Origin of the sequence: Psychromicrobium lacuslunae, from assembly GCF_000950575.1 — a bacterium.
Taxonomy (GTDB): domain Bacteria; phylum Actinomycetota; class Actinomycetes; order Actinomycetales; family Micrococcaceae; genus Renibacterium; species Renibacterium lacuslunae.
Map to the genome: position 1 here is coordinate 1,810,166 of NZ_CP011005.1, position 15,981 is coordinate 1,826,146.

At 61.1% G+C, this 15,981-nt stretch carries 15 protein-coding genes; 4 read left to right on the plus strand and 11 right to left on the minus strand.

The genetic code is table 11. The features are described 5' to 3' along the window. Positions 1-77: 77 nt before the first annotated feature. Both UM93_RS08390 and UM93_RS08395 read left to right on the plus strand, forming a co-directional pair. On the plus strand, positions 78-1,043 hold the full coding sequence (locus tag UM93_RS08390; RefSeq protein WP_045074968.1) for a helix-turn-helix transcriptional regulator: 966 nt from the start codon (positions 78-80) through the stop codon (positions 1,041-1,043). A gap of 56 nt (positions 1,044-1,099) precedes the next feature. Beyond that, positions 1,100-1,618 (plus strand): GNAT family N-acetyltransferase, encoded by a 519-nt coding sequence (locus UM93_RS08395; protein ID WP_045074969.1) that lies wholly within the window; start codon positions 1,100-1,102, stop codon positions 1,616-1,618. Positions 1,619-1,757: 139 nt separating this feature from the next. Here the strand turns inward: UM93_RS08395 and UM93_RS08400 are convergent, their stop codons facing one another. Further along, positions 1,758-2,654 carry an alpha/beta fold hydrolase gene (locus tag UM93_RS08400; RefSeq protein ID WP_045074971.1) on the minus strand — a complete coding sequence of 299 codons (897 nt, stop codon included), beginning with the start codon at positions 2,652-2,654 and terminating at the stop codon, positions 1,758-1,760. Positions 2,655-2,736: 82 nt separating this feature from the next. Between UM93_RS08400 and UM93_RS08405 the strand changes: the two genes are divergently transcribed. Further along, on the plus strand, positions 2,737-3,402 hold the full coding sequence (locus UM93_RS08405) for a TetR/AcrR family transcriptional regulator (protein ID WP_045074973.1): 666 nt from the start codon (positions 2,737-2,739) through the stop codon (positions 3,400-3,402). 145 nt (positions 3,403-3,547) lie between these two features. Here UM93_RS08405 and hemL read toward each other — a convergent pair whose 3' ends face one another. The 9 genes from hemL to hemE form a co-directional block, all read right to left on the minus strand. Continuing rightward, the gene (hemL, locus tag UM93_RS08410) at positions 3,548-4,861 is read right to left on the minus strand and encodes a glutamate-1-semialdehyde 2,1-aminomutase (protein WP_082057065.1); all 1,314 of its coding nucleotides are present in this window, start codon (positions 4,859-4,861) and stop codon (positions 3,548-3,550) included. 17 nt (positions 4,862-4,878) lie between these two features. After that, positions 4,879-5,985 carry an LLM class flavin-dependent oxidoreductase gene (locus UM93_RS08415; RefSeq protein WP_045074974.1) on the minus strand — a complete coding sequence of 369 codons (1,107 nt, stop codon included), beginning with the start codon at positions 5,983-5,985 and terminating at the stop codon, positions 4,879-4,881. Further along, positions 5,982-6,959 (minus strand): porphobilinogen synthase, encoded by a 978-nt coding sequence (gene hemB / locus UM93_RS08420; protein WP_045074976.1) that lies wholly within the window; start codon positions 6,957-6,959, stop codon positions 5,982-5,984. The genes UM93_RS08415 and hemB overlap by 4 nt, the downstream gene beginning before the upstream one ends. Further along, positions 6,956-7,894 carry a uroporphyrinogen-III synthase gene (locus UM93_RS08425; protein WP_234399269.1) on the minus strand — a complete coding sequence of 313 codons (939 nt, stop codon included), beginning with the start codon at positions 7,892-7,894 and terminating at the stop codon, positions 6,956-6,958. The genes hemB and UM93_RS08425 overlap by 4 nt, the downstream gene beginning before the upstream one ends. 5 nt (positions 7,895-7,899) lie before the next feature. Continuing rightward, positions 7,900-8,841 (minus strand): hydroxymethylbilane synthase, encoded by a 942-nt coding sequence (hemC, locus tag UM93_RS08430; protein ID WP_234399270.1) that lies wholly within the window; start codon positions 8,839-8,841, stop codon positions 7,900-7,902. A gap of 3 nt (positions 8,842-8,844) precedes the next feature. Continuing rightward, a complete protein-coding gene (locus UM93_RS08435) occupies positions 8,845-10,044 on the minus strand; it encodes a ferrochelatase (RefSeq protein ID WP_045074977.1) in 1,200 nt (399 codons plus the stop codon). Further along, positions 10,041-10,751, minus strand: a complete 711-nt coding sequence (gene hemQ, locus UM93_RS08440) for a hydrogen peroxide-dependent heme synthase (protein WP_045074979.1) — start codon at positions 10,749-10,751, stop codon at positions 10,041-10,043. The genes UM93_RS08435 and hemQ overlap by 4 nt, the downstream gene beginning before the upstream one ends. 73 nt (positions 10,752-10,824) lie before the next feature. Beyond that, entirely contained in the window at positions 10,825-12,240 is a 1,416-nt protein-coding gene (gene hemG / locus UM93_RS08445) for a protoporphyrinogen oxidase (RefSeq protein ID WP_045074980.1), read from the minus strand. After that, positions 12,233-13,351 (minus strand): uroporphyrinogen decarboxylase, encoded by a 1,119-nt coding sequence (hemE, locus tag UM93_RS08450; RefSeq protein ID WP_082057066.1) that lies wholly within the window; start codon positions 13,349-13,351, stop codon positions 12,233-12,235. The genes hemG and hemE overlap by 8 nt, the downstream gene beginning before the upstream one ends. 112 nt (positions 13,352-13,463) lie before the next feature. Between hemE and UM93_RS08455 the strand changes: the two genes are divergently transcribed. Further along, positions 13,464-14,810 (plus strand): glutamyl-tRNA reductase, encoded by a 1,347-nt coding sequence (locus UM93_RS08455; protein WP_082057067.1) that lies wholly within the window; start codon positions 13,464-13,466, stop codon positions 14,808-14,810. A 43-nt stretch (positions 14,811-14,853) separates the two neighbouring features. On the opposite strand, the gene moeB is transcribed toward UM93_RS08455, so the two are convergent. After that, the gene (gene moeB, locus UM93_RS08460) at positions 14,854-15,972 is read right to left on the minus strand and encodes a molybdopterin-synthase adenylyltransferase MoeB (RefSeq protein WP_045074982.1); all 1,119 of its coding nucleotides are present in this window, start codon (positions 15,970-15,972) and stop codon (positions 14,854-14,856) included. Positions 15,973-15,981 lie beyond the last annotated feature (9 nt).

The window sequence follows — 15,981 nt, forward strand, 5'->3', positions numbered from 1 at the left end:
CTTTCTTGACTGAATCTATCCAGCCAAAAGGACAGATCTTGTCCTCTTCTGGATAGCAATAGGCGAGAATTATTTTTATGTGGAATACCGCTTCCCGACTTCTGGAACTGCTCAGCCGTTTACAGTCCAGAGGAGTTCATTCGGCCGAAGAACTAGCTACCGAATTCCAAGTGACTACCCGGACCATTCGCCGAGACATCGCTCGGCTACGCGATTTGGGCTACCCCATAAATACCCAACGCGGAGATCACGGGGGCTATCAGCTGGATGAGGGTGCCACTTTGCCACCGATTTTGTTCACTCTGGAGGAAGCAGTGGCTTGCTTGCAGGCAATGCGTCCCGACAACACGGGAGAGGCGACCGATTATGCACAGAGTGCGCTAGCGAAAATTAATGCGGTGCTACCGGCCAGGCTGAGCTCTCAGCTTGCGGCATTGACCCGTTTCAGTAAGAGCTTGGACGGCAGAATCTTCCCTATCGAGGCCCATCCGGTCCCCGCTGAACTCATTGCGCAACTTGCCACTGCTTGCCGCAGTGGTCACCAATTGGTAGTCAGCAGCTCCGACCGGGACGGGCGAACGGTAGAAAGGACGCTGGAGCCAGCTCAAATAACTCACACCATGGAGCGTTGGTACTTGACTGCTTATTATTTAGAAGCCGGGCAATGGCGGCTCTTCCGGGTTGATAAGTTCGACGCCATCAGAGCAACCGAGCGACCAAATTATCCCCGTCCCCTGCCCTCGGAGGACATGGACGACTGGGTTTTCCAGCAATTACGAGGGGGCTGGCAGCAAGTCTCAGCACTGGTTCGGGTGCATGCCGCTGCGGATCGGGTGCGGCATTGGATAGCGCCCGCTTGGGGCACGGTGGAGGCAGAAAGCGAGCGGAGCTGCTTGCTCAGAATTGGCGCGGATAACCATACCGCAGTGGCCCGCTGGTTGCTGCTTTTGGAAAGTGATTTCACCGTACTGGAACCGGTGGAACTCAGGACCGCGCTCAGTGAACTAGCGGCACAAGCTGCAGCCTACGCGCGGGCTCAGTAGACTCGATTTGATGAACTTTCACTAGACAGCCCGGCGACGCAGCGGAGAGGATCTCTATGAACCCTGCAAAGAAAACTGTCAGAATCATCCAGCTGCCAGCAGCAGCCTTGGCTGCCTTGGCGGATGGCGACTTGGAGAGCGCCAATCGCCACTCCCCCGTTCTGCTCACCGACTTCTTTGTTTCGGCAAAGCAGGACAGCGTCTGGCTGCGTCGCAGCAAACAGGTAGTCGAGGACCCACCCTCCGCAGCCTGGATCACCGGAGTGGTCTGGGACGACGACGCAGAACTAGCGGTGGGTAGGGCAGGTTTCCACGGCCCGCCGGACGAGCTCGGCATGGTGGAAGTCGGTTATGAAATCGACACCGAGCTGCGCCGCCGAGGATACGCCAGGGCGGCTTTTGAGGCGCTCCTGGCCCGTGCCATCGCCGAACCCGAGGTACATATTTTGCGGGCCACTATCGCTCCCAATAACGAGGCCTCCTATAACCTTGTCGCACAGTACGGCTTGCAAAAAGTCGGTGAACAGTGGGACGAAGAGGACGGCCTGGAAATCGTCTACGAATTGGCCGTCTGATTCGGCAAACCTTCTTGAGGCTGCGGAGGCTCCGGCCCGGGTCTAGACGCCCCCGACCAGAGGCTCAGAACCATGAGTTGCCCCGGACCAGGCCTCCAAAGGTTCGGCCCGGCTCGACCCGAACCAACTTCCTGACGACTCAGCCCGCGCGCCGGGCGTTGAGCCCGAGCTGCTCGGCAAACATTGGCCACAGCTGCCTCGGCAGCTCATGCCCCACCCCGGGTAACAGCAACAGCTTGGCGTCCGCGATGGCAGCAGCGGTGTGCTTCCCTGCGCTTGGTCGCAGGATCTGGTCGACTTCGCCGTGGATCACTAAGGTCGGCAGCCGAAGTTCGGCAAGCCGTCCGCCGCTCCACTTCGCGCCAGTCTGTCTACTCTGCGCGGCGTTATCCCGCACCCCGCTAATTCCCAACTCAGCCTCCTTGCCGACCCATTCCAGAGCTTGATCCCGGTCAAAGCCGTAGCCCGGGGAGGCCAGCAATTCAGCCAATCTGAGCCCGGCCTGCAGATCACCTTCGCGACCTTGCGGAAACTTCATCCTGGCCAGTTTCATCAACACCCCGGGCTTCATATACTTGGCGACTCGTAGGCCATCCGCGTCGCTAGGAACTGCCGCAAAGGAGACCAAGCTGCGCACCCGCTCCGGATGCCGTAACGCAGTGCGCTGAGCTAACAGCCCACCCATTGAGGCACCAAAGAGGTGGGTTGAATTCCAGCCCATCGCGTCCATCACAGCAACGGCGTCATCCGTCATCTGCTCGGCACTATAGGCGGCTTGCTGTTTGCTAAACAGGGTCTTAAAGGGATTTGTCGGAACCTTGGCAGCGTCAAAATGAGTGGACTCGCCGGCATCTCGTTGATCATAGGCAACCACGTGAAATCCCTCGTGTACCAAATGATCGGTAAAACCTTGCGGCCACCAAAACCGCGAGACGCCAAGCCCCATCACCAGCAATAGAGGCTCCCCGCCGAAACCGCCAAGGTCCTGAAAGGCAATCGACACCTCACCGTTCCGAGCAAATTCCCGTTTCGACATCACTCTCCCTCCTCTTTTGCGAACACTGTTTGCAAATAAAGATTAGCAATATGAGTACAATGTTCGCAAACGGAAGGATGCGATGACTGAACAGAGTCTTTGGTTGCCAGAATCGGCTAATACGGTCGGCAGGCCCGCGGTACTCAGCCGTTGGGAGATCACCCAAGCTGCCTTGAAGATCGCCGACGCTGAAGGCCTCGAGGCAATATCTATGCGGCGGGTCGCCAGCGAGATCGGCGCCGGCGCAGCGTCGATCTATCGCCACCTGGCAAATCGTGACGAGCTGATCGAGTCCATGATCGACGCGACGGCCGCCGAATATCGGCTCGAAGCACTGCCGACCAACTGGCCTGAATACCCAATCGCCTTGGGCCTACAAGCCATGACCATCATGAAAAAACACGCCTGGCTTGCTCAGCAGGTGCTCACTCGAGCCGCCCTCGGGCCGAACGCTCTCCAGGTTCTAGAAGACTTCTTGACCGCGCTCAAAAATCATCCGGCCAGCTCTACAGCCAAGCTTGAAGCATTTGCGATGCTCAACGCGATGGCAGCGCTGTTTGCCATTAACCAAGCACCTGATCACGACAGCCGAGCGGCGTCGCAGGCGGAGTATCTGAGCCGGCTCGCCCAAGCCGGAACGCACCCTGAATTAAGCAAGGTTTTCGCCACCGCAGCCCCGGCGGTGGCTGTTGAAGATCGGTTTAGCCGGACCCTCACCGCTGTTCTTCGCGGTGCCCTGGAACACTGATCGGAACCAGCTAGCTCGATCCGAGATTGACCCCGCCGTCAACAAACCCGATACTACATCCCCGTGCACGGTTCAGGCCGAACTTTGTGCCACGGGCACTGCCGCACAAAGTTCGACCTCAACCACGCATTTCGCTGCTTGCGTACTAGGCCGGAACCGCCTCCGCGGCAGCCTGCGCGGCGGCCGGTAGCGCCTCAAAGATCCGGTTCATTGCGGCGTCGTCATGCGCTGCCGAAAGGAACCAGGCTTCAAACACGGAGGGCGGCAGGTAAACCCCGGCGTCCAGCATCGAGTGGAAGAACGGGGCGTAACGGAAGGCTTCCTGAGCCTGCGCCTGGGCGTAATTGGCGACTTCAGCTACCCCGAAGGCAACCGAGAAGAGGTTCCCGGCTCGCTGGATGGAATGCGCGACTCCAGCAGCATCAAGGGCCTGTGAAAGCGCGGACGAGAGTTCAAGCGAACGGGCGTCCACGGCGGCATAGACCTCAGCGGTGGCCGCTTTGAGGGTGGCCACGCCGGCCGCCATTGCTACCGGGTTGCCGCTCAGCGTGCCCGCCTGATAGACCGGTCCGAGTGGTGCCAAATAGTCCATCACTTCGGCGCGGCCACCGAGCGCGGCAGTCGGCAGGCCACCGCCGATCACCTTGCCAAAGGTGAGCAAGTCAGGGGTCCAGGCCTCTGCTTCAGACCCCTGGCCGGTCAAGCCCCAGTACCCGGCCGGGCCGACTCGGAAGCCGGTCAGCACCTCGTCGAGAATCAGCAGCGCGCCGTTTTCCTTGGTGATCGTCGCGAGCGCGGCATTGAAACCCTCGACCGGGGTGACCACGCCCATATTGGCTGGTGCAGCCTCGGTGATCACGGCAGCAATCCGGCTGCCGTGCACGGCAAAAGCTTCACGGACGGCGGTCAGGTCGTTGTAAGGCAACACCAATGTCTCGGCGGCGGTTGCCGCAGTCACTCCTGCAGAACCCGGCATTGCCAGGGTTGCTAGCCCGGAACCGGCCGCAGCCAGTAGTGAATCAACATGCCCGTGGTAGCAACCTGCAAATTTAATCACCAGATCACGCCCGGTGAAGCCGCGAGCCAGCCGGACCGCGGTCATGGTTGCTTCGGTGCCGGTGGAAACCATCCGCAGTCGCTCTACGGCGGGGACCCGAGCCAACACCAGTTCGGCGAGTTCGGCCTCGTCCGGCGTAGAAGCGCCGAAGGAGAGCCCCCGATCCACCGCTGAATGCACGGCGTCCAGCACCTCAGGATGGGCGTGCCCCAGCAGCGCTGGTCCCCAAGAGCAGACCAGGTCGACATAATCCTGACCATCGGCGTCGTACAGGTAGGCGCCCTTGGCCGAAGTAATGAAGCGTGGCGTACCCCCAACCGAGCCAAAGGCACGCACCGGCGAGTTCACGCCTCCGGGCATCAAAGTTTGCGCCTTGCCAAAGAGTTCTTCAGATTTGCTCACGGTTAGTATTCTCGTCCTTAGGCTGGGTTGGCTGAATTGTTGTCGAGGAGTTCGGCCACTCTCGGCGCCACTTCCTGACCGAAAAGTTCGATCGAGCGCATCATTGCCTGGTGCGGCAGTGTGCCATTGCTGTATTTCAGATCAAAGCGATCCACGCCGAGATTCTGTTTGAGCAAGGCAATCTTCTGCGCCACGGTCTCCGGCGAGCCAACGTAAAGCGCGCCCTCCGGTTCGCACATCTTCTCGAAATCGTCGCGGCTGCCTGGTCCCCAGCCGCGCTCGGCACCAATCTTATTGCGACTCACGATCCAGTGTGGGAAGAGCTCTTCTTTCGCTTGCTCATCGGTCTCCGCCACGTGGCCGGGCGAATGGGTGGCGATCTGCTGCATCGGATGCCCGTACTTACTCATCGCTTCGCGATAAAGCTCCACCAGTGGGGCAAAAGCTCGCGGCTGGCCGCCAATAATCGCGAAAATAATCGGGTAACCGTAATGGGCGCAGCGGATTACCGATTCCGGCGTGCCACCGACGCCGATCCAGGCCGGCAGCAAGTGCTTCTCCAGCGTGGGGAAGGCGCGCAGGCCACTAATTCCGGGCCGACTACGACCTTCCCAGTGCATTGGTTTCTGCGACCTGGCCTGGTCGAACAGCTCGAGCTTCTCTTCGAAGAGCATCTCGTAGTCGTCTAAGTCGAGGCCGAACAGCGGAAAGGACTCGATGAACGAGCCGCGGCCCAGCATTACCTCGGCTCGACCGTTCGAAAGCGCGTCGACGGTGGCGAAACGCTGGAACACTCTGATGGGGTCATCGGAGCTCAGCACGGTGACAGCTGAGCCCAACCGAATCTTTTCGGTCCGGGTTGCAGCAGCGGCCAGAAATACCTCCGGTGCGGACACCGCGAAATCCGCACGGTGGTGCTCACCTACCCCGAAGGAATGCAGCCCGACGGCGTCCGCGAGTTCGGCCTGCGCCAACAACTGCCGCAGCACCTGAGCGGGTGGCAGGGGCTGGTCCTGCTCATCACGGCCAATATCGCCGAAGGTATTCAGGCCCAGCAGGATCTCGTTCGGTGCCACCGGTGCAGTGGGATTCACTGCCGCCGAAGCTTGGGAAGAATCGCTCATTTGCTCATCCATTCTGCTAGCTCAACCGCCCAATAGCTCAAAATCGAATCGGCACCGGCTCGCTTAATGCTCAGCACCGACTCCTGAATTGCCGCCTGCCGGTCGATCCAGCCATTGGCGGCGGTGGCCTCGATCATCGCGTACTCCCCCGAGATTTGGTAGGCCGCGACCGGCACCGGCGAGATCGCCGCGACGTCGGCCAGAATGTCCAAATAACTCATTGCCGGTTTCACCATCACCATATCGGCACCCTCTTCAAGGTCAAGCTCGACCTCGAGCAGCGCTTCCCGGCGGTTCGCGCTATCCATCTGGTAGGTGCGTCGATCACCCTTGAGCTGCGAATCCACGGCGTCGCGGAAAGGCCCGTAAAACGCCGAAGCATACTTTGCCGCGTAAGCCAGTACACCAATATCGCTCAACCCGGCCTGGTCAAGAGCCTGCCGAATCACCGCGACTTGGCCGTCCATCATCCCCGAGGGACCTAAAAGATGCGCACCCGCTAAGGCCTGAGCCACCGCCATCTCGCCATAAATCTCAAGAGTCGCATCATTGTCCACCCGGCCCTGGGCATCCAGCACACCACAGTGCCCGTGATCGGTGAACTCATCGAGGCAAAGGTCGCTCATCACCACAATGTCATCGCCCACTTCTTGACGGACCTCGCGAATGGATCGGTTCAAGATACCGTTCTCATCTATCGCGCCACTGCCCTTTGCATCGCGCTCTGCCGGTACTCCGAACAGCATGATGCCGCCCAGCCCCAGTTCAGCGGCTTGCGCGGCCGCCCGACGCAAGCTTTCGGAGCTGTGTTGCACTACTCCCGGCATCGAAGGGATCGGCAAAGGTTCGCTGATCCCTTCCTTGACGAAAACGGGCAGGATCAAATCCGAGGTGTGCACTCGGTGCTCGGCGACGAGCCGACGCATCGCCGGGGTACTACGCAAGCGGCGCGGGCGGTGATGTGGAAAACTCATAACTCGGTACCTCCGGGGCCCTGGGTGGCAGCCTCAGCCGCCTCGGTGAAAATCGGATCAATAAAGACGTGCTGTAAGGCTTCAACAATGCCTTGCGGGGTTGGTGTGCTGGCGGTCGCGGCAACCCGTAGGCCGATCCGCGCCGCCTGTTCTGCGGTCGGCTGACCGATAGCGATGAATCTTGTCGAGCCCAGTGGGGCTAAGGTGGCCGCGATCCGATCCGCGGCACTCGGCGAGGCTGCAATGACAGCGTCCAATGAGCCCTGCTCGATCAGTTGCCTGGCTTGCGCCGCGCTGAGCAGCTGTGGTGTCTCAGCACTAATCGAGGCTTCCTCGCCAGCACTGATCTGCAGTGGCGTGGTCAGCCGAGCGCCCTCCGCTGCCGGATAATCCACCGTTCGATAAGCCACCGTGGTTTGCAACTCCGCACCAGCAGCACATAAGCCCTCGGCGAGCTCTGCGCTGGCTAGGTTGGACTGCGGCAGCCAAACCCGCTGACCCTTCAAATTGGGCAGGATGCCGACGAGCCCGGCTGCCGATTGGATTCCCTCGGGTGCCAAATCGACCCGGAGCCCTTCGGCCTCTAGCACGCGCCGCGAGGACGGACCAATGGTGGCGATCTTCACTCCCTCGGGCACGAGCTCAGCCAGGCTCATCCCGGCCAGCTCTGCTTGGGCTTTGAGCGCTCGCACAGTGGTGATCGAGGAGACGACCAACCAATCAAAGCCGCCAGCGCGCAAGCCCGCAATCGAGAAATCTGCGGCCTCGAAGTCGATCAGCGGCAATAAATAGGGAGTCGCTCCGGCTGCTCTGAGTGCCCGGCTAAAGCCGGCAGCACGGTCCGGGCTTCGGGTAATTAACACGGAACGCCCTTGCAGCCTCGGCCCGCCGGTCGGCAAAGATTCCTGCTGCGGGCCGGAATCTATCGCACTCACCGTATTCAGCCCAGCTCCGCGGGAATTAATTCTGCAGCGCCGTCGGCCAGCATTGCCTCAGCCAGTTCGATGCCTAATAAGGTGGCGGCAACCTCGGTGATGCCATCGGTAGATTTAGCTTGTCTAATCACCCGACTACCATCGACCGCGCAGACGCAGGCTTCTAAGCGGAGCAGGCTGCCCTGCAATTGGGCAAAGGCACCCACCGGAGCACTGCAACCGGCCTCCAAACGAGCCAGCAGCGCCCGTTCAGCAGTCACCGCCAGCCGGGTAGCCGAATCGTCAATTGCCGCAAGTGCAGCGGTCAGCGAGGCCGCGGTACCGTGTGCCACCTCGACGGCGAGCGCGCCTTGGCCGGGTGCTGGCAGCATCAGCTCACTGCTGAACAATTCGGAGACCGCCGCCGAGCGGTCGATCCGGCCGAGACCCGCCGCGGCAAGCACCACCGCGTCCAGATCGTTCTCCAAGCGGCCGAGCCGGGTGTCCACATTGCCGCGAATATCGACAACCTCGAGGTCGGTTCGAGCGGCTCGTAACTGTGCAGCGCGGCGCGGTGAACCGGTGCCGACTTTAGCGCCGGAGGGCAGCTCGGACAGCGTGCGGTGTGAACGAGAGCAAAGCGCGTCACGGGCATCGGCTCGGATAGGCACGGCAGCGGTGAGCAAGCCAGGCGCGGCAGCAGTGGGCAAATCCTTGAGCGAATGCACGGCGAGATCGATCCGGCCGTCGAGCAGTGCAGCCCGCAGCGCGGTGACAAAAACCCCGGTGCCACCCATTTGCGAAAGCGGGCCGGTCAACACGTCACCATCGGTGCGAATCTCCACCAGCTCGACGTCGAAGCCGCCCACCGCGGAGAGCTGGTCGGCGATCTGCTGAGACTGGGTTCGGGCCAGCTTGGAGCCACGAGTGCCGAGCTTGAAAATCTCTCTGCCGGTTTGCTCAGACACTGCTTAAGCCACCGATCCAACGGTGCTGTCGGCGCCGGCAATGGTTGGCTTTTCGCCCCGGAAGTTCGCGCAGCAACCGGGCCGACAGACGTCGTACCACGGCCCCAAGGGGGTCATTGCCGGGCGAGCCGCAATATTGTTGGCAACGGTTCGCTCGCTAATCAGATCGACCAGACCGGCCACGAACTTTTGATGTGTACCCGGGGTTGGCACTCGATCGAAGGCCAGCTCAAGCTTCTCAGCGGTTTCCTTGGCCTCGGTGTCCAGGTCCCAGACGACTTCCATGTGATCGCTGACGAAGCCCAACGGCACCACCACGACGCCGCGCACGCCTTGCCCGGCGAGCTCTTCCATTGCGTCACTAATGTCGGGTTCGAGCCACGGTACGTGCGGCGCACCCGAGCGGGACTGGTAGACAAGCGACCATTTAGTTTCGCTGCCAGATTCGGCGTTCACTCGGTCCATCACGGCGCTGGCGGCAGCCAGGTGCTGCGCCACATAGGCCGATCCTTCAGCGAACTCGCGGGGCTCATCGGAGGAGTTGCCCGCTGCTTCGGCGTCCCTGGTCGGGATTGAGTGGGTGGCAAATAAGATGTGAATCTTGTCATCGCCACCCTGGTTCTGCTCAGTCAACTCGGCCCGCACCTTGGCGAGGCCAGCAATAGTGCCCTCGATAAACGGTTCGACAAAACCCGGATGGTCGAAGTACTGCCGGACCTTATCAACCTCGAGTTTTCCGTCGAGCCCTGAATCGACCAGGGCCATGCCAAGGTCCTCCCGGTACTGGCGGCAGGAGGAGTAGCAGGAGTAGGCGCTCGTGGTGACGGTCAGGATCTTCCGGTGCCCGGCATCATAAGCTTCTTGCAGTACCTCGGGGATATAAGGGTCCCAGTTGCGATTGCCCCAGAGCACCGGCAGCTCAATTCCCCGAGCCGCCAACTCACCTTCGAGTGCTGCTTTCAACGCTCGATTCTGCTCATTGATCGGGCTGATCCCGCCAAATGCCCGGTAGTGATGTGAGACCTCTTCTAAGCGTTCGTCCGGGATGCCGCGTCCTCTAGTGACATTGCGCAAGAAGGGAATGACGTCGTCCTGGCCTTCCGGCCCGCCGAAGGAGGCCAGCAAGATGGCATCGTATTCTTTGGGGGCCATCCGACCACGTTCGGTAATCGGGTTGAGTTCGGTGTTCACCGGCGCGCTCATCGCAGTACCTCGGCGATCTCCTCGGCGGTAATCCGCCGCCCGGTGTAGAAAGGGACTTCTTCGCGGACGTGCATCCGGGCATCGGTGGCACGCAGGTGTCGCATCAGATCGACCAGCTCAACCACATCGTCGGCTTCCAACCCGAGCAACCATTCCCAGTCGCCCAAGGCGAAGGAAGAGACCGTATTAGCCAGCACACCGGGGAAGTCCCGGCCCAACAAACCGTGTTCCCGCAGCATCCGGCCGCGTTCCTCTTCGGGCAGGATGTACCACTCATAGGAGCGCACGAAGGGGTAAACGCAGACCCACTGCTTCGGCTCCAGGCTGGCCCGCATATAACTCGGGATGTGGTTCTTAGCGAACTCCGCTTCGCGGTGCACACCCATTGCTGACCAGGTGATGTCAGTATTGGCGAATAACTCGCTGCGACGGATGTCACGAATTGCTTGCTGTAGGCCATCGGCGCTGGCACCGACCAGCCAGATCATCACATCGGCCTCGCTGCGCATTGCCGAAACATCGTAGGCACCACGGAGAGTTATGCCCTGCTCAGCTAGCTGCGCCACTAGCTCCTCGAAAACGGCCACTTTGCCGTTTCCCACCCCGGGCTGCCCTAGTCTCTTAAAGACTGTCCAGAGAGTGAAGGGGGTTTCCGAAGGGTCAACGCTTACAGTTTTACTGACAGATTCTGCCAAAGTGTCGCTCATAGCTAACAGTCTGCTCCTTACCGACATGAATACCAAAATAAAACACTTCTACGCCATGTAGAAGTTGTGAAGATCACAAAATCCCGCGCGCCTGCTGTTGCGCATCGGCAATCACCGAGACCAGTCCATTGCCTGCTAGCCAGGCACCAGTCACCGCGAGGCCATCAATTCCGGCGGCCGCCTCGCGTAAGGCATCAATCCGCGCCTGCTGGCCAAGAGTGGCATTAGAAACAGCGCTGCGCCAACGCACCACGTCCCAATCCAGCACATCATCTTGCTGCACCTCAAGGCCCAACAGCGCTGAGGCGTCCGCGAGCGCTTGCTGCAGTTCCGGGTCACCATCGCTGAGCGCTTCCTCAGCATAAGAGAGCCGCAAAACGTGAGTGCCCGGACCTTCTTCGTCCGCCAGCCAGGGCCATTTGGCAGTGGCATGAGTCATTGCCTTCGCCTTGACCTGAGTCAGCTTGGGCGCCACCAACACCCCGGTCCCCCGCGGGATGGCGTCAAGTTCCGGCAGATCGACCACAATGGTGAGCAGCGCAATCTGCTTCCCCTGCACACCGATACCATCGGGGCCAGCAAAGTCAGCCGCCTCAGCCAACACACCATCCAGCAGTTCGACGGCAGCGCTGGCCTCAGTGGCCAGTACCACCTTGTCAGCCTCCACCAAGCCCTGCGCCGTGGTGACGTGCCAGGCGGTGCCGGTTCGCTTGATTTTCAGTACCGGTGAATTCAGTACCAGCTCGACGCCAAGTTCATCTAGTTCGGTGCGCAGCGCTTGGGCGATCTGATAGACCCCGCCACGCAAGCCGCCCACCGCGGAACCGGGTTTCTTGGACTTCTTACCAGAGTTCTTCGCCTTGATTGCGGTCACCGCGGCGGAAAGCGAACCGTGCTCGCGCAGCGCGGCCCGCAGCCCGGGAATAGCCAGATCCGGGTCCAGGTCCTCCGGGCTCACCGAATAGACGCCGCCTACCACCGGGGCAAGCAGCCGGTCCACCACCCGCTGACCCATTCGAGCCCGCACCATATCGGCCAAGCTGCGCGACTTCACCCCGACGCCCTTGGGCAGATTGACGTCGAGCTTGGCCCGCAGTAACCCGCTACGACCCAGGATCTCGCGTAGTTCCGGAGCATCCAGGTCGAGGGGAATGCCCAGCACTCCCTTGGGCAGCGGCGAGGTCCGCTGCTGGCCTCGACTATCGGCGAGCGCCAGCCAAGCACCTACCGGATTGGGCTCCGCGAGCTGCTCGGCCAGCCCCAGTTGGGCGGCCAGTTCTTCGAAAGCCTTGCTGCGTTTGGCGTAGCTCTCCGCGCCAGCGTCGAGCACCAAACCACCCACTTCGTGGGCTGCTACCGCGCCGCCGACCTGATCGCTCGCCTCGAGCAGCGTCACCGCGACGTCGGCATGGGCGAGTTCGCGTGCCGCCACCAGCCCAGCCATGCCGCCGCCGATCACCACCGCGCTGGAACGCTGCTTCTCAGTCATCGCTGCTCTCCTGCTCTTCAGCCGTCTGCGCGCTCTGCGTCGAACTCGCCAGATCGTTCTCGCCGTGTACAAGTTCTACGATACGGCTCAGCACAGCTGGATCGGCGTCCGGCGGGACCCCGTGGCCCAAATTGACCACATGCCCCGGGGCGGTACGGCCGCGGCGCAGCACATCGAGCACATGATCCCGCAGTACCGGCCAGGGCGCGTCCAGCAGCGCCGGGTCAATATTGCCTTGCAAGGGCGAGCTGCCGCCAAGCCTCCGGTTAGCTTCATCCAAGGGCAGCCGATAGTCGACACCCACCACGTCGACGCCGACGTCCCGCATTGCCACCAACAATTCCGAGGTACCGGTACCAAAGTGAATCAGCGGCGCCCCCAGTTCGCGAACATGATCGAGCGCCCGAGTGGACGCCGGCGCGACATGCTGCTGATAGTCGGCAAGGCCAAGCGAACCGGCCCAGGAATCAAAGAGCTGGCCGGCACTCGCTCCCGACTCCAACTGAGCTCGCAAGAACTTCCCAGAGGCATCGGCGGCCCACTGGGCCAACGCCTGCCAGGTTTGGGGGTCAGCATGCATCATCCGACGTGGCCCCAGGTGATCACGCGAGGGCTTGCCTTCCACCATGTAGGCAGCCAGGGTAAAGGGGGCACCGGCAAAGCCGATCAGCGGAGTATTGCCCAGCTCGGCAACAGTCAGCGCGACCGCTGCACGGATGGGTTCCAGCGCCTGATTATCCAACTCCGGTAGGGCCTGCACATCGGCCAGGCTACGAATCGGCCGCTCCAGTACCGGGCCGACGCCGGGCACGATGTCAACGCCAACCCCGGCTAGCTTGAGCGGAATGACGATGTCGGAGAAGAAAATCGCGGCGTCCACGTCGTGCCGACGCACCGGCTGCAAAGTGATTTCACTGGCTAGTTCGGGCCGCAGGCAGGAGTCCAGCATGGAAACCCCTTCACGAGCCTTACGGTATTCCGGCAAGGACCGTCCGGCTTGCCGCATGAACCAGATCGGCGTGCGGCTCGGAGTGCGACCACGATAGGCGGCGATCAGCGGAGAATCACCGGTACGTCCGTCGTTGAGCGGGTGGCTGGGTTGCAGCGTCATATAGTCGATTCTGCCTTTTGAGCGGGCGTCCAGATAGCGACACCCTGTCAATTTTTTACTGAGGTATGCCTTGCTATTCTACAGAGCATAGAAGTCATAGGATGGGTTCGCTGTGGTTCTCTTCTCATTGATTGCAACTCATACAGATCTCGATCTGGAAACCGTCGCCCGGTTGAGCGTCGGCTCTTCAGCCATCTCTAACTCCGCCGTGGTACTAGCCACTTGCAATCGCTTTGAAATCTACGCGGCAGCCGAATCTGAGGCTGCTGTGCCAGCGCTCCGCGAGGAGATTGAAACCAAGCTCAGGCAAGCTACTGAATTATCCGAAGAGCTCATCAGCAAGGCTTTCACCACCCTCAGCGGCTCGGAGGTTGCTCGGCACCTCTTTGCGGTGGCTTCGGGCCTGGATTCCGCGGTTGTGGGTGAACGCGAAATCGCCGGGCAGGTGCGACGCGCACTCAGCGAGGCGCAAACTGCTTTTCCCGTCCCTGGCCCGCTGGTCCGGCTCTTCCAAAAAGCCTCAAAGACAGCCAAGGACGTTGGATCGCAAACCGCTCTGGGAAGTCAGGGGCGTTCAATCGTTTCGGTCGCCCTTGATCTGGCCAACGATTCCTCGGCGCTGTCCTGGGCAGAGCGCTCGGTGTTGCTCTTCGGTACCGGAGCCTACGCCGGCGCCACCATGGCATTGCTACGGGAACGTGGCGTGCAGGACGTTTCGGTCCATTCTTCTTCCGGTCGCGCACCAAGCTTTGTCGCGAGTCGGGGTGGCCGGGCAATTCTGGACGCCACTGAACTCAAAGCCGCACTGGGCAGCGCTGATCTGGTGATTGGTTGCAGCGGTTCGGATAACAGACTCTCAGCCGGGTTCCTCGCCGAGGCACGACAGCAGGTCGGGCATTCCGGAGAGCAGCTGACCATGATCGATCTAGCACTCACCAGAGACTTCGATCCGGCGGTTGTTGAACTCCCCGAAGTCGAGCTACTCACCCTAGAATCGGTGCGCCTAGCTGCCCCCGAAGAGCAAGAGTCGGCTTTGCAGCAGGCCAGCCAGATCGTCGATACCGCGGCAGCGGCCTTTGAAACCGAAATCGCTGCCCGCAGCGTTGATTCGGCAATTGTGGCGCTACGCAAACACACCCTCGCGGTCCTGGATGTTGAATTGGAGCGGGTACGCGCCCAGCACGGTTGCACCGCGGCCGCCGAAGAAGTTGAATTCGCCTTGCGCAGGATGGTCAAGCAGTTACTGCACGTGCCCACCGTACGGGGGCGTGAACTGGCCGCCGCTGGACAGCAAGATCAGTATTTGGCCGGGCTACAGGCACTCTACGGCCTTGAGGTGGCGACAGCCGCTAGCCCTGCCGCTATCCCAGGCAATGAGCCTGCCGTGACCGAGCCAAGTGGATTAACCTCACAGTCCGCCGAGGCCAGCTGCCCGGTTGATCACGAGCGCACCGCTTAGTCTCCGCACCGGCTGATCTCAACGCTGGCCGATTTCTGTCCTGCTAGCTTCGTACCTCAGCGTGCCCCGCTGCCGAGCCCAAACCACCCGCCACGCTCCAGACCCGCTCAAAACCCGCGGCCCGTAGGGCTAGTGCGGCCGCGGCAGAACGTAAGCCGGTGCGACAGAACAGCACCAGCTCAGTATCCTCTGGCAGCAAAGAATAATCCTTCGCGTCAAGTACTGCTTTCGGTATCACGATTGCACCGGGGAGCGAACCCAATGCGGTTTCATTCGCGGAACGCACATCGATTAGCTGCTGAGTCGGCGTCACGGCGGACCAAGGTATCGCCACCGAGGCGGCGGGCTGCACCCCGCAGAACTCCTGATAGTCGATGAGTTCGGTCACCGGGCTACGTTCCGGGTCAGCCGAGACACGAACGGTTCGCCAGGAGGAATCCAAAGCGTCGTAAACCTGCAGTCGGCCGAGTAGTGGCTCGCCGATGCCGGTCAATAACTTCACTGCCTCGCCCGCCATCACCGAGCCAATCACACCACAAAGCAGACCGAAGACTCCTGCCTCGGAGCAGGACGGCACCGCATCGGCTGGCGGCGGCTCCGGGAAGACGTCGCGATAGCTCGGGCCCTGTCCGGACCAGAACACCGAAACTTGGCCGTCAAAGCGCAGAATAGAACCCCAGACCAGAGGTTTGGCTAAGATTTCGCAGGCATCCGAGACCAGATACCTGGTGGCGAAGTTATCTGAACCGTCGAGTACCAGATCGTATTGGCCCAAAAGGTCCAGGGCATTGGCTGAACTCAGCCGTTCCTGAATTGCTTGCACCGTCACTAAGGGGTTCAGTTCGGCCACCGCCGCCACCGCTGAGCTAACTTTGGGCTGACCCACCGAACTGTTTTTATGTAGCACCTGACGCTGCAGATTAGACACGTCCACTACATCATCATCGATCACCCCGATGATGCCCACCCCGGCCGCAGCGAGGTAGGAAATCACCGGCGAACCCAGGCCGCCCGCACCGATCACCAGGACTCGAGAGTTTTTCAGCCGCCGCTGGCCGAGAACAGCGACTTCCGGCAGCAGTAAATGCCGAGAATAACGCTGCAACTCCTCAGCAGACAATTCGGGCCCCGGAGCAACCAGCGGGCTCAACGCAAAACTCATACTTCAATC

Excerpts from the sequence above, each read along its gene's own strand:
- UM93_RS08390 (WP_045074968.1), top strand. The coding sequence starts at position 78 with ATGTGGAATACCGCTTCCCGACTTCTGGAACTGCTCAGCCGTTTACAG.
- UM93_RS08395 (WP_045074969.1), top strand. The coding sequence starts at position 1,100 with ATGAACCCTGCAAAGAAAACTGTCAGAATCATCCAGCTGCCAGCAGCA.
- UM93_RS08400 (WP_045074971.1), bottom strand. The coding sequence starts at position 2,654 with ATGTCGAAACGGGAATTTGCTCGGAACGGTGAGGTGTCGATTGCCTTT.
- UM93_RS08405 (WP_045074973.1), top strand. The coding sequence starts at position 2,737 with ATGACTGAACAGAGTCTTTGGTTGCCAGAATCGGCTAATACGGTCGGC.
- UM93_RS08415 (WP_045074974.1), bottom strand. The coding sequence starts at position 5,985 with ATGAGCGATTCTTCCCAAGCTTCGGCGGCAGTGAATCCCACTGCACCG.
- hemB (WP_045074976.1), bottom strand. The coding sequence starts at position 6,959 with ATGAGTTTTCCACATCACCGCCCGCGCCGCTTGCGTAGTACCCCGGCG.
- UM93_RS08435 (WP_045074977.1), bottom strand. The coding sequence starts at position 10,044 with ATGAGCGCGCCGGTGAACACCGAACTCAACCCGATTACCGAACGTGGT.
- hemQ (WP_045074979.1), bottom strand. The coding sequence starts at position 10,751 with ATGAGCGACACTTTGGCAGAATCTGTCAGTAAAACTGTAAGCGTTGAC.
- hemG (WP_045074980.1), bottom strand. The coding sequence starts at position 12,240 with ATGACTGAGAAGCAGCGTTCCAGCGCGGTGGTGATCGGCGGCGGCATG.
- hemE (WP_082057066.1), bottom strand. The coding sequence starts at position 13,351 with ATGACGCTGCAACCCAGCCACCCGCTCAACGACGGACGTACCGGTGAT.
- moeB (WP_045074982.1), bottom strand. The coding sequence starts at position 15,972 with ATGAGTTTTGCGTTGAGCCCGCTGGTTGCTCCGGGGCCCGAATTGTCT.